This window comes from Microcoleus sp. AR_TQ3_B6 (genome assembly GCF_036702785.1).
GTDB lineage: Bacteria > Cyanobacteriota > Cyanobacteriia > Cyanobacteriales > Microcoleaceae > Microcoleus.
Genome location: NZ_JAUBVJ010000022.1, coordinates 47,382 through 60,327 on the forward strand (window position 1 = coordinate 47,382; position 12,946 = coordinate 60,327).

Consider the following 12,946-nt stretch of genomic DNA (forward strand, 5'->3'; position numbering starts at 1 on the left):
AGGGACTTAGGCCAAGCCTATAGGGGTTCAACTTAAGCTTTTTGTCCACCAGTCCTCCCGCCCACCCGTTAGTCCGCCAGGGAATGAATTCCCTGTCTAATAGCTAAAGTCCTCTCAAAGAGGACTGAAAAACTCATTAGTCGTCTTCAGACGACTTTAGCTTTGAGGCTCTTGTTTCAACCCCTGTCGGACTATCGGTTGTACGTTAAGTTGTACGTTAAGTTGACATCTATTGACTTTTGGAGTGTCCCTACGGCACGCTCGATCGAGCGGGATGTCCTTGAGTACAAAATGTAGAGTTTGTGCTCTCCAGCTATTTGTTGTTTACCTGATTAGCTGATGTCCTCAGAAGTAGTTTTTGGAAATGCGGGCGCTGAAGGTGCAAGTCGCGGCGGGTGGTTTGCCGGTCACTTTATGACCCCGGAAGACGACCCGCGATCGACTTCTGTTTTAGAGGTAAAATGGGGCGCTCACCCTGCCGGAGATTGCAGGACTCAGTGGGCGGTAAATGCGCAAGCCACCACGCTTTCTATCCTGGTAAAAGGGCGGTTTCGCCTGCAATTTCCCGATCGAGAAATCTTGCTGTCTCGCGAAGGAGATTATGCTCTGTGGCTGCCGGGAGTGCCTCATTATTGGTCCGCCGAGGAGGATTCTACGATCGTCACTGTGCGCTGGCCTTCCCTGGCGGGAGATAGTTCTGGCGTTAAGAATTAACTTTAACTTAGGGAACCAAAACGCGGCCGCTATAACCCTCGCCCTTGTAGCGATCGATCGCCTCGGATGCGATCGCACCGGCTTCCCCACTCTCAACCAGCGCTACGCAAGCACCGCCAAAACCTCCGCCCGTCAGCCTGGCGCCAAAGACTCCGGGGAGTGACTGCAAAATTGCCGCCAGCGCGTCTACTGCCGGCACCGAAACTTCGTAGTCATCGCGCTGACTGGCGTGGGAAGCATTCATTAACTCGCCAAAACGCTGTGCTGGCAAAGATTTTACAGCTTCGAGCACGCGGTTGTTTTCGGTAACAACATGGCGCGCTCGCCTCCGGAGGGGTTCGGGCAATACTTCCACTGCTTGCGGATCGGCGATATCCCTGAGAGCCTTAACTCCCAATATCCGGGCGGATTCCTCGCACTCGGCGCGCCGCTGATTGTAGCCGCTTCCTGCTGCTAGTTTGTGGCTTTCGCCACTGTCAATGATTAAAATTTCTGTGCTTGGGGGAAAAGGTATCGCGCGGCATTCGAGGCTGCGGGTGTCGATAAATAGCATGGTGTTGGTATCTGCTAAACTCGACGCCATTTGATCCATGATGCCACAGTTCAAGCCGGCATACTGGATTTCGGCTTGCTGTCCGATTTGAGCTAGCCGCACGTCTTCTAGGGGGAGATCCAGCAGCGCGCGCAGTCCTCTGAGGGTTGCTATTTCTAAAGCGGCGCTGCTGGACAAACCGGCTCCGATCGGCACACTCGAGGTAATGTAGAGATTTATTGGCGGTACTTTGTATCCTTCTTTTTCTAAAAGTCTCAGGCAGCCACAGATATAACTGACGAATTGTTGCGGTATGGCATCGTCGTCTGAATAATTTATGAGTTCGTCATATTCTGCTGAATAAAAATGGTGTAAAGCGTCGCTGCTGAAGCCGATTTCTACTGTTGTGTGCTGGGGAATCGCAGTTGGAAGTACAAATCCATCGTTGTAGTCTGTGTGTTCGCCCAGCAGGTTTACTCTTCCGGGCGCGCTGGCTGTGGTTTGGGGTAATGTACCAAATACTCGTTGGAATTGCATTTTTGGGGAATTGGTAATTGGAAATTAATTTATTTTTTATAGTTTATCCTTTTATAGTGCCCAAGTTTTTTTGTTAATTCAACGCCTGTTAACAAAAATAAACATGACCGAAAGCATCCAGGATACAAGCCCCCGGATTCATCCGTGGGGTCAATGCTTCAATCTAAAATCTAAAATCTAAAATCTAAAATCGATTGACCGTAGGTTAGGAAAAGATATTGAGCTGTGATAAAATGACAGGCTAAGATTTCTCCCACAATTCAAAAAATGCGATCGACCAGACCCCGGAAACAGTTTGCTCAACATTGGCTCAAAAGCGAGAAAGCCTTAGATAAGATTGTGAAAGCGGCTTCTTTGGATGGCGATCGCGTCCTGGAAATTGGGCCGGGTACGGGGATTTTGACTCGGCGTTTGCTGCCTGCGGCTGAGTCTGTTGTTGCTGTGGAGATCGATCGAGATTTGTGTCTCAAGCTAGCCAAACAACTCGGCAAAACCGACAATTTTTTACTGCTGCAAGGCGACATCCTGGAAATGGACTTAGAGGCTGAACTAACAGCCTTTCCCAAATTCCAAAATCCCAATAAAGTTGTTGCCAATATTCCTTATAATATTACCGGCCCGATCCTGCAAAAACTGCTGGGAACGATATCTGTTCCTGCTGCTAAACCCTTCGATGCGATCGTGCTTTTAGTGCAGAAAGAAGTGGCCCAAAGGCTTTACGCTAAACCGGGTTCGACAGCTTTTGGCGCTTTGTCGGTGCGGGTGCAGTATTTAGCAGAATGCGAGTTAATTTGCGATGTGCCCTCTAAAGACTTTTTTCCGCCGCCAAAAGTCGATTCTGCCGTGGTGCGGCTGCTTCCCAGACAGATAGAAACTGCGGCGGTTAATCCGCGCTATTTGGAGAATTTAGTTAAGTTGGGATTTGGTAGCAAGCGCAAGATGCTGCGAAATAATTTGAAAGGGGCTGTGGATTTAGATAAACTCGTTCAATTGTTAGAAGAGTTACAGATAAATCCTCAATCTCGCGCTGAAGATTTAAGCGTGGAGCAATGGGTAAATTTGAGTAATAATATTATGTGCGAGGTTTGACGTTAACCATTCAGTTAGATACCCGAATTCTTAAAGAAGTCTGGTATCTGGATCTTCTGTTTTTTTATAGGTAGTGATGCACAGTAATGGTTTAATAGATTAAATCCACATAAATTTAAGAGACCGAAGTATGGAATGTCCTAATTGCCAAAGCGATTTTTTTATTAAGCTGCGGAGCAGCTTAATTTTATAATATAATGCTAAGTATTAAAAATAACCCAGACATAAATGCCAGCTAAAAATCATCTGTCTCAAGAGCAAAAATAAAGGCTACTCAAAGCGATCAAAGAAGATGAAAATCCTCAAATCCGAGAGAGGGTTTTCATCTTACTGCTCATAAATGAGGGAAAAACATACCAACAAATAGCAAAATTTTTAGGAATTTCATATCCAACAGTAGCAGACTGGGCAGTTAATGGCGACCCAGATAAAATGGAAAGCTTTATAGACGGAAGAAGTCAGGGTAACTTTCGGAAAGCCACTCCTAAATATGAAGAAGTATTACTAGAGGTGGTAGAAAAAGAGCCATTAGAATATGGATACGAATTTGGTAGATGGACAGCAAATAGATTGGCAACATATCTAGAGCAAGCAACAGCAATTAAGTTAAGTGGTTCTCAAGTCAGGAGAATATTAGAGAGAAAAAAGTACGTCTACCTTTGGGCAAAGTACAGCTTAGAAGACAAACAGAATCCAGCGAGCGAGGAAAGCGTTTAAAGAGAAATTATTAGAGTATTTGAAAATATCCCAAGAAGCTCCAGAACGTCTACAGGTATGGTTTTGGGACGAGAGTGGATTTAGCTTAAGGGTGATTAGGAGAAAAACATGGGGTCAAAAAGGTAGCCACAAGAAAGTAACTGGTCAAAGGAGAAGAGGAAGAGTAAATATGATGGGAGGCTTACGATATAACGATCAAAAAAGAATAAAGTTTGTCATTAAAAAAGGAGATGCAGATACATTTTATCGACAGATTAAAGCTTTGCATACCTTACTCAGGAAAGAATGGGTAGAGACAGGGAAACCCCAAGAAAATTTTCAAGACTTGGGGCAGAAAATTGTTATCATTTTAGACAATGCTAGTTTTCATAAAAGAAAATATGTATTAGCTAAAATAGAGGCAGAAATGCCGAACATTAGGCTAGAGTTTTTACCTTTTTACGCCCGGATTTTAATTTAATTGAACTTGTTTGGCACTCCGCCAAAGAATATATTGCTCATAGGCTGTTTGAATCTGTAAACCAGTTAGAAGAGTTATTAAATAAATTGTTAAATGAAGGACAGCTTATAATTAATTGCTCTATAAGAATTAAAAATAAAGGAAATGCTATTTATTAAATTAAGCTGCTCCTCAGCTTAAAAAGGGAAATAATTATTACAGAAAACAGCGATTTAAATGTAAAAACTGTGGCGGTCAAGAAAATTGAAAATTCTAAATATAAGCAGATTTAACTTTGAAACTAAAACCTTAATTTAGCGACTGATTTTATAAAAAATTTCTCAAGCCGGAATTGCTAGAGCTGCGGGGGTATCAACTCGATGGCTTCAGAATTATCTAAATAAAAAGTATGCAGAAATTTCTGGGGAAATTTCGGTGATGAAAAAAGCGAAATGTACAATTTGTGCTTTAAGAGCCGACTGCACAAACAGTAAAAAAGGACGGACTGTATCCATTCATCCTGATGAAGCCTTAATGCAAGAGTTGCGATCGGGTCAATCTACTGCCTCTGGTCGTCTCGACTTGAGAAGGCGTACTACTGTTGAACACTCATTAGCCCCTATTGGTCATGGGCAGGGTGATCGTGCTCGGTATCGAGCGACAACGGAAAAATCTCTTCGAACTACGTCGAGTCGCTGTTTTCCATAACCTTGACGTTATTGCTCGAATCTCTAAGGTTGCGCCAATTCAACCGGGCATAGAGTTGAATTCCTTGACCGGGTAAATTCATAGATCTCTTTTTTTGTCAATTTCTAATACTGTACCGACGCTCTAGTGTACCACTTGTTCGGTCTTAAGTAACCCGTATTGTGTTATGCAGGCCTTACGCACGCTTTACGTAACGCCGCCATCCTGGCGGTAAAGAACCGCCAGGATGGCGGCGTTACGGGTATTTTTGCGTAAGTCCTGTTATAATTGAACATTCCCCAGTCCCCAGTATGTCAGGGTTCGCGATCGCAACCCCAAGGCAAAATTTTTACAACTCTTAATGTGAATATTCGCATTTTATGTGATCTTATCCCTTACAATGTGGCTACCGTAAAAATTTTACAGATAAAATGCCACGAAAGTTTACCCTTGAAGGGGTAGGAATGTCAAAAGCTTAAAAAGAAAAAAAGAAATAATGTAGTTTTTAGGTTTTTTCAATATGCTAAAAAAGCTATTTCTGCAAAAACTTTTTAAATTTATTTTAAGCGATGGTGTATCAGCAATCATAAATTTGATTTTGATTTTTTTGCTAATTGACAAGCTAGGGTTTGATACACCCACCTTACGCAATATTGCTAATGTAATCTCAATTGAATTTTCACTTTTAGCAAGTTTTTTTATCTATCGAATTTGGGTTGTGCCAGGAGGTTCGTGGACACTTCAAGAGGTATTGTGGCGACAAATTCCCTTGTACCATCTCTCGGCTGGTACTTCCGTAATCGCTCGCATCTTCCTGCTATTTCCTTTATTAGATTGGTTAAATATAAATTACGTAATTAATACCTTGGTAGGTGTACTCTTGAGTGCATCTCTAAATTATCAGATTAGTGATCGATTCGTCTTTAAAACTCCACTTCAACAAACTCAGAAACCAACACTTTTTCCTCCAGAAATATATTATCCAGAAGGATTGGCTCCTGCACTGGAAAATAGCTCTTCTTACTCAATAAAAGTGCCTCAATCAGAAAAATCGACAGAAATTAAACTTTTTTCGATTTTAATTCCAGCTCATAATGAAGAAGGTTGTATAGTCGAAACTGTTGAATCTATCACCCAATTACTAGAGAAAGAGGGAATTAATTATGAAATTATCATAGTCAATGATAATAGTTGCGATCGCACAGAAGAATTATTGCAAAAACTCTGTTTTCAAACCAGCAAAGTGCGTTACATAAATAACTATTTTCCTAACGGCTTTGGTTTTGCTATTCGCTGCGGTTTAGAGAATTTTCAAGGAGACGCTGTAGCCATTGTTATGGCCGATAGTTCCGATTCTCCGGAAAATATTGTTGATTACTATTATCTTCTGCAAGAAGGTTATGATTGCGTGTTTGGTTCTCGATTCATCAAGGGCAGTAAAGTTGTTGATTATCCCCCTCATAAGTTATTCATAAACCGGTTAGCTAATTTATTTATTCAAATCATATTCGGATTAAAATTAAATGATACAACTAATGCCTTTAAAGGCTACCGTAGAGAGGTAATTCAAGGTATTTACCCGCTGCTATCTCATCACTTTAACTTAACTGTTGAAATTCCTCTCAAGGCAATTGTTAGGGGGTATTCATACAAAATTATTCCTATTACATGGCAAAATCGTAAAGCAGGAGTATCTAAGCTAAAAATCAAAGAAATGGGAAGCAGATATTTATTTATTGTTCTTTATATTTGGCTAGAAAAACATTTTTCTATGGGAGATTATGTTCGCAAGCAAACTCAAACAACCATCCTCAAACAAATGGAGAAATAAATAATCTATGCATAGAGTTTTACAAAGCTTTCACAACTATTTTAACCATCAGTTATCCAAAACCACTAAATTTGACGGACGCCTCTTATTGTTGGCAATTTTAATTGCATATTTTATGCCCATAGCTCTTGCTACAAATTTTTTCTCTAGTTACCCTGATTCATGGATTAAAAATTTTAATTTCCTAGGGATTAAATTTAATTTAATATATCCATTAGTTGGAAAACTCCTCCCTCCCTTTGCCGATCTAAGGGTGATCACGGCTGGTGCTGAATGTATTCGCTTAGGCTATGATGTTCTCGTTTCGAATCCCTGCGATCCTTGGAAGCGTCCGATGAACTATCCACGAATTTGGTCAGTCCCTGCATCCTGGGGATTAGATCAAAGTCATACAGTTATTTTGGGAATTCTGTTCGGATTGCTATTTTTTAGCTTAGTCTTTATTACTATTAAACGATTGAACTATATTGAAGCTTTGTTTTATGCACTAATTTTGTGTTCTCCTTCAGCAATGTTGGCCATAGAACGGGGTAACAACGATCTAATTATTTTTATTCTTTTATCTTTATCTTTATTAATAATGAAAAATAAAACCGCTATTTGGCGTTATTTTTCTTACATAATAATAATGTTTGCTGCCATTTTAAAACTTTACCCTATTTTTGCTTTAATAACTGCTCTTAAAGAAAAAAAGCGAATTTTTACTGTTATTTTTTTGTCGATATTTATAGTTTTTGGAATTTATGTAGTTACAAATTATGAAAGTATTATTCTTGTTAGTAAGGCGACACCCAGAGGTACAATACTTTCTTATGGGGGAAAGGTAATATTTGATGTTATTTTTGATGAATTAGACAGATATTTTTATAGTTTTAATAATTATCATATTCCACAATATTTTAATAAAATCAAGTTATTACTATTTTCTTTGACCATAGCCTTATTTTTGTTGATATCTTATTTATTGGCTAAGCACACACAGAATTTATTTCAAAATAACAAACTAAATCTTAATCAAATTGAAGCTTTTAGGGTAGGTTCTAGTATATATATCGGAACTTTCTTAATAGGTAATAATTGGGACTATAGGCTCATATTTTTACTGTTTACTATTCCACAAATCTTGGCGTGGCTAAAGACTCAAGTTCAATTTGAGTCGATCTCCGGTCTAGCATTAATGGTAATCATTTTAACTACTTGGTTAAGCAGTAAAAGTGACCAAGTTTACTACTTAGATGAATTGCTCAATTGGCTATTGTTTTTATTTTTAGTTTACAGTACAATATTAACATTGCCAAACTGGTTAAAAAATTATATATATTTTCAACCTAGAGGTTTTGACGCTAACAATCAGTGAGGTAAACAATTATGAGTAGAAGAGTTTTGATTACTGGGGGTTCAGGATTTGTAGGCAGTTCTCTTGGTTTGGGACTGGCCCAACGCCATCCCGACTGGCAAATTACGGCCTTAGATAATCTGAGGCGAAGGGGTTCAGAATTAAATTTACCCCGGCTCAAGCAAGCAGGTATTCAGTTTGTTCATGGTGATATCCGAAATCCAGAAGATTTAGATCCGGTAGTATTGCAATCAGATTTAATTTTAGAATGTTCTGCGGAACCATCGGTTTTAGCAGGATACACTTCTCCTGGTTATGTATTACAAACTAACTTAGTCGGAACCATTAACTGTTTAGAATTAGCTCGTCAAACTCACGCAGATTTTATTTTTCTGTCTACCAGTCGAATTTATCCTATTGCTTATCTTAATGCTTTAAACTTCACAGAAGCAGAAACCCGTTTTCAACTTTTAGAGCAACAATCTTTACGAGGAGCTTCTAGTCATGGTATTTCAGAGGAATTTCCCTTGGATAAAGCTCGTTCTCTCTACGGTTCAACCAAATTAGCCTCAGAATTACTAATTACTGAATATGCGGATGCCTATGGATTAAGAACTCTAATTAATCGGTGTGGCGTGTTGACTGGCCCCTGGCAAATGGGCAAAGTAGATCAAGGTATTTTTGCCTTGTGGATAGCATTTCACTACTTCCAAAAACCCTTACAATACATCGGTTATGGAGGGACAGGCAAACAGGTCAGAGACTTTTTGCATATAGCAGATTTACTAGAATTGATAGATTTACAAATTGACAATTTAGAAAAATTAAAAGGACAAATTTTTAATGTGGGTGGTGGGGTTAACAACACGCTTTCGCTTTATGAAACAACTCAGCTTTGTCAGGAAATTACGGGACATAAAATTACAATCAATCCTATTCTAGAAAACCGCATCGGTGATATTCCTATTTTTATTACAGACTCCCGCCAAGTGATGAATGCCACTGGATGGCAACCCAAAAGAGATGCTAAGATAACTCTCACTGAAATTTATGAGTGGATTTATCAATTTGAGAAATACGTCACTGACGTTTTTAATTAAAACTGGACTTAGGCATAGACAATTTAATGCTGTCATTGCGAGCGAAGCCTGCCCGGAGCGGGCTTAGCAATCTCAAAGCCTTCCTACAGCCTTAAGCCTGCGTAAGTCCTAATAAAGCCAAGCTAATTGATAAAGGTTTGGCTGAATCTACTGTTAATCGCCGTTTGGCTGCTATTAAGTCTTTGGGTAGTCATGCACAGTAATGATATCCTTTTCTGGTGCAAGAATTATAGTGATGTACAAAGTTAAAAATTGCCCCAATATGGTGCAAGCAGTTTTTTTGAGAAAGACAAGGTTTTACGAACCAAACGAGAAATTCGCTGCCGTAAAGTATTATTAAGTCTTTCAATATGGGTGGTTTTTCCCGATTCTTTGCCTACAGGTCGATGTCTTTTAAACGGTAGCACTTCCTCATCTAGATTCCCAAAAATCAGTATAACAAACAGCACATTGTCTATAGACAGGAGGTAAAGATTGCGAGAGCTTTTCCGCAGATTTTTTTGAGCGGTCTCCAATATAAAGCCCAACAAGTTCACGGGTCTTTTGATCTAAAGCTATCCATATCCCTTGCTTGTTTCGCTGGTTTTTGACAAATGACCACATTTCATCTAGCTTTAAAGTCAACTGACATGGGAGCTTTTTTCTTCACCGAATTTATGGGGAAATTTCGGCATACTTTTTATTTAGATAATTCTGAAGCCATCGAATAGATAGCCCCGTAGCTCTAGCAATTCCGGCTTGAGAATTTTTCTCTAAAATCAGCAGCTCAATTAAGGCTTTAGTCGAGGAGTGAAATCTGCTTAAGGCATGAAAAATAAATAACTTAATCAATTACTCAGGTCGAGGTACGGCTCGATAATTCCATTGGGGCAAATATTCATCAAAAACAATTTCCATAGTATTTGTGAAATTATTAGCTACCTTTCGGCAAGTTTCAAAAACTTTATTAAGGATATTTACAGCTACAGATAGCCCCGTTTTAGTTTGAGTTCTTTCTACCAGAGCTTTGACTAATTATCAGCTTGTAAAAATCACTACTTGACAAGCCCTGGTAATATGAGGAAAAAGTCGATGTTCTATGGGATTATATTTAGATGTATAAGGAGGGTAATGACCAAGTCTGATATCAATTACTATTTCATTAACTAATTTATGCAAATCTTCTTTGAAATATAATAATTAGCATTATTACTACCTCCACCCTCACATTTAGCCAAGATAGAATTAGCGTTAGGGTAGGTGGCTTTTCCATAATTATTCGACCAGTTTTTTAAATACTTACAGGCGAATTCACTGGTATTTTTACTATTTGCTAATGTTATATATCCTCGGTTTTGTTGAGAATCATAAACCCCATGTGGGATCACTTTACCGTGACCTAAACTCCAAAAATTATGATCGAAAGTAGTGATATGCTCCTTTGTATAAAGAGTTACCGGACGATACAAATTTCCTAAAATTTATTTTTGGTGTCAAAGCGTAGGATAGGATTGCTGGCTTCTCTATACTCTGTATCAAGTCTCGCAATATTTTAAATTGAGCGTTCCGATTTTTGTTGCTTCCTATTGTTTGCTTTTTTTGGGCTTTTCGTTTCACATATCCATGCTTTTTTAATAGCTTTGCAACTAAGGGTAAACTAATGGTGAAACCTGCTGAGCGTAATCCAGAAGCTATTTCTTTATGCGTCAAATTAGTTTATTTGATTAACTCATTCATTTGGTCTCCGGCTGTGTGATTTTTTAAAACTTCTAAAAATGCTGCATCAATGCCGATTTGAGTAGACAGAATACTTTTTCTGCCCCCGACTTTCTTTCTGATCCTGGAACTATTTAGTGTCTCTGAGTCCATTTTTTCTAAATCCTCCAATCCCTTGATTTTGGTATTTCGACTGCATCCCAAAAGTTTCATTACATAGCTAATTCCACCCACCCCAATTTTTGAGATTCTATAGCTGCATACCTTCTTTTATCCTTTTCTGATAAGGATTTATAAAAATTTTTCATTTCTGACTCAATTGAATTAGAATAAAACATGGGTTTAAACGCAAATTAGAGGAGTTAAGTAGAAAAATTTGTTGTGAGTTAATCTCTGTTTTGGTAAAAATTGCAATAAGCGCACTTTTTTTAATAAAACCGATAATTATCAACTTATTTGTTTTTCATTCCTTCTCTTTAGAATTTTCAATCTTCTTGACGACTACAGTTTTTACATTTAAATCGCTGTTTTCTGTAATAAGTCTTTCCATTTTTAATAAAAAAATCGCTTGGGCAATTAGGATATTCCATACTTTGACCTCTGAAATTTATGTGGATTTAATCTATTAAACCATTACTGTGCATCACTACCTTTTTATAAATAAGGATTTTTCTGCCTGACTACAAATGGTTTAATTTAGGTTTGTTGTGGATTTTTAAAGGTTTATTGCAGGCTAATCGGAATTTTAATAATAAATTCCGCACCTTGACCGGGTGCAGAAATACACTGCAATTCGCCTTGATGTCTTACTGTGATAATTTGATAGCCGATCGATAAACCCAATCCCGTGCCTTTACCTACTGGTTTAGTGGTAAAAAATGGATTAAATAACTGCTTCATCACCGATTCAGTTATTTCTGGGCCGTTGTTCCTAATTCTGATTTCTACCACTTTACTGTCTAAAAGTTTAGTAGAAATTTTGATGATGCGGGGATTAGCTTCATTCGCTGCAATCGACTCGCTGCGGTTGTCCTCTTCTAAAGCATCAATAGCATTAGCGATGATATTCATAAATACTTGATTTAGCTGTCCGGGATAGCACTCTATTTTCGGTAAATTGCCATATTCTTTGATAACTTGAATGCTGCCCAAACCGGGCTTAGAATTCAATCGGCTTTGCAAAATCATCAGTGTGCTGTCAATTCCTTCATGAATGTCGGCTAATTTCCTTTCTGCTTCGTCATGGCGAGAAAAAATTCGCAGCGACTTGACAATACCAAAAATTCGCTCGGCGCCGTTTTTCATAGAAGTTAATATCTTTGGCAGGTCAGAAATGATAAAATCTAAATCTACAGACTTGATTTTTTCTTGAACAATGGGTACGGGAGTCGGATACTGCTCTTGATATAGATTCACTACTTCTACCAAACTATAGGCATACTCGCGAGTGTGAGTAATATTGCCGTAAATAAAGTTAATCGGATTGTTGATTTCATGAGCAATACCAGCGACTAATTGCCCTAAAGAGGACATTTTTTCGCTGTGAATTAGGTTGGATTGAGCCTGCTTCAATTCAGACAATGCTTGTTCTAGCTGTTGAGTTTGAAACTGTAACTCTGCAGTGCGTTCCTCGACTCGAATTTCTAATTCTTCTTTAGCTTTTTGTAGTGCAGCTTCTGCTAAGTGGCGCTCGACAATTTCCGCTGCTAGGAGTCGGTTGGCAAATTCTAAATGTTGAGTTTGAGACTTTAACTCTGCGGTGCGTTCCTCGACTCGAATTTCTAATTCTTCTTTAGCTTGTTGGATGGCAAGTTCTGCTAATTGGCGCTCTACAATTTCAGCTTCTAGGAGTCGGTTGGCGGATTCTAACTGGGCGGGACTGGGAAGTGCTAAGGCTTGAGGCATTAAGTCTACCAAAAGTATGGCTGTAGCAAATGAAATAAGGGCAGTAATTGCTTTCATTGTTCCTGAAAGCCAATAGGTAGGATGCCAAAGTGTCCAGAGTTCAAATAGGTGAGTGATCCCACAGGCGACGATAAAGGCTCCAAACAGAGCAAAGATCCAATCAAAGGGCAAATCTTCGCGTTTGGAAATAAAATAAACCAATGTAATCGGGATGGAAAAATACGCCAGTGCAATTATAGAATCTGAGGCAACGTGAAGCCAGACTAACGGGGTATGCCAGAGATAGCAGTGACCGTGAGGAATAAATGACCCGGAACTAAAAAAAGTTTTCCACATTTCCTGCATAATATTTCCTTTGAGTTGT

10 protein-coding genes and 3 pseudogenes are annotated in these 12,946 nt (G+C 39.0%); 7 read left to right on the forward strand and 6 right to left on the reverse strand.

Annotation, left to right across the window (positions count from 1 at the left end; genetic code table 11):
* The first annotated feature begins 339 nt into the window (after nt 1–339).
* A complete protein-coding gene (locus tag QUB56_RS13305) occupies nt 340–714 on the forward strand; it encodes a signal peptidase I (protein WP_332955707.1) in 375 nt (124 codons plus the stop codon).
* Between the two features lie 7 nt (nt 715–721).
* Here the strand turns inward: QUB56_RS13305 and galK are convergent, their stop codons facing one another.
* Nucleotides 722–1,783, reverse strand: a complete 1,062-nt coding sequence (galK, locus tag QUB56_RS13310; protein ID WP_332955708.1) for a galactokinase — start codon at nt 1,781–1,783, stop codon at nt 722–724.
* A gap of 267 nt (nt 1,784–2,050) precedes the next feature.
* On the opposite strand from galK, the gene rsmA reads away from it, so the two are divergent.
* The 6 genes and pseudogenes from rsmA (at nt 2,051) to QUB56_RS13340 (ending at nt 8,982) form a co-directional block, all read left to right on the forward strand.
* Nucleotides 2,051–2,872, forward strand: coding sequence for a 16S rRNA (adenine(1518)-N(6)/adenine(1519)-N(6))-dimethyltransferase RsmA (rsmA, locus tag QUB56_RS13315; RefSeq protein ID WP_332955709.1), 822 nt, complete (start codon nt 2,051–2,053; stop codon nt 2,870–2,872).
* A 282-nt stretch (nt 2,873–3,154) separates the two neighbouring features.
* Nucleotides 3,155–4,207, forward strand: a pseudogene (locus tag QUB56_RS13320) (IS630 family transposase).
* Between the two features lie 259 nt (nt 4,208–4,466).
* Nucleotides 4,467–4,736, forward strand: a complete 270-nt coding sequence (locus QUB56_RS13325; protein WP_445243336.1) for a transposase — start codon at nt 4,467–4,469, stop codon at nt 4,734–4,736.
* Between the two features lie 499 nt (nt 4,737–5,235).
* Entirely contained in the window at nt 5,236–6,546 is a 1,311-nt protein-coding gene (locus tag QUB56_RS13330) for a glycosyltransferase (RefSeq protein WP_332955710.1), read from the forward strand.
* Nucleotides 6,547–6,661: 115 nt separating this feature from the next.
* Nucleotides 6,662–7,903: a glycosyltransferase 87 family protein gene (locus QUB56_RS13335; protein WP_332955711.1), complete on the forward strand. Its 1,242-nt coding sequence runs from the start codon at nt 6,662–6,664 to the stop codon at nt 7,901–7,903.
* Between the two features lie 11 nt (nt 7,904–7,914).
* Complete coding sequence (locus QUB56_RS13340; protein WP_332955712.1) at nt 7,915–8,982, forward strand: NAD-dependent epimerase/dehydratase family protein; 1,068 nt, start codon at nt 7,915–7,917, stop codon at nt 8,980–8,982.
* A gap of 190 nt (nt 8,983–9,172) precedes the next feature.
* On the opposite strand, the pseudogene QUB56_RS13345 reads toward QUB56_RS13340, so the two are convergent.
* The 5 genes and pseudogenes from QUB56_RS13345 to QUB56_RS13370 form a co-directional block, all read right to left on the reverse strand.
* Nucleotides 9,173–9,765: pseudogene (locus QUB56_RS13345) on the reverse strand (IS1 family transposase); the annotation flags it as partial.
* Nucleotides 9,766–9,813: 48 nt separating this feature from the next.
* Nucleotides 9,814–10,430, reverse strand: a pseudogene (locus QUB56_RS37180) (ISAzo13 family transposase).
* Nucleotides 10,375–10,671: an ISAzo13-like element transposase-related protein gene (locus QUB56_RS13365; protein ID WP_332955714.1), complete on the reverse strand. Its 297-nt coding sequence runs from the start codon at nt 10,669–10,671 to the stop codon at nt 10,375–10,377. Before QUB56_RS13365 ends, QUB56_RS37180 begins: the two are co-directional and overlap by 56 nt.
* A gap of 491 nt (nt 10,672–11,162) precedes the next feature.
* Nucleotides 11,163–11,267, reverse strand: a complete 105-nt coding sequence (locus QUB56_RS37185; RefSeq protein ID WP_445243337.1) for an IS1/IS1595 family N-terminal zinc-binding domain-containing protein — start codon at nt 11,265–11,267, stop codon at nt 11,163–11,165.
* 133 nt (nt 11,268–11,400) lie between these two features.
* On the reverse strand, nt 11,401–12,927 hold the full coding sequence (locus QUB56_RS13370) for an ATP-binding protein (RefSeq protein WP_332955715.1): 1,527 nt from the start codon (nt 12,925–12,927) through the stop codon (nt 11,401–11,403).
* Between the last annotated feature and the right edge of the window lie 19 nt (nt 12,928–12,946).

Excerpts from the sequence above, each read along its gene's own strand:
- QUB56_RS37185 (WP_445243337.1), bottom strand. The coding sequence starts at position 11,267 with ATGGAATATCCTAATTGCCCAAGCGATTTTTTTATTAAAAATGGAAAG.
- QUB56_RS13335 (WP_332955711.1), top strand. The coding sequence starts at position 6,662 with ATGCCCATAGCTCTTGCTACAAATTTTTTCTCTAGTTACCCTGATTCA.
- QUB56_RS13325 (WP_445243336.1), top strand. The coding sequence starts at position 4,467 with ATGAAAAAAGCGAAATGTACAATTTGTGCTTTAAGAGCCGACTGCACA.
- QUB56_RS13305 (WP_332955707.1), top strand. The coding sequence starts at position 340 with ATGTCCTCAGAAGTAGTTTTTGGAAATGCGGGCGCTGAAGGTGCAAGT.
- QUB56_RS13330 (WP_332955710.1), top strand. The coding sequence starts at position 5,236 with ATGCTAAAAAAGCTATTTCTGCAAAAACTTTTTAAATTTATTTTAAGC.
- rsmA (WP_332955709.1), top strand. The coding sequence starts at position 2,051 with ATGCGATCGACCAGACCCCGGAAACAGTTTGCTCAACATTGGCTCAAA.
- QUB56_RS13340 (WP_332955712.1), top strand. The coding sequence starts at position 7,915 with ATGAGTAGAAGAGTTTTGATTACTGGGGGTTCAGGATTTGTAGGCAGT.
- galK (WP_332955708.1), bottom strand. The coding sequence starts at position 1,783 with ATGCAATTCCAACGAGTATTTGGTACATTACCCCAAACCACAGCCAGC.
- QUB56_RS13370 (WP_332955715.1), bottom strand. The coding sequence starts at position 12,927 with ATGCAGGAAATGTGGAAAACTTTTTTTAGTTCCGGGTCATTTATTCCT.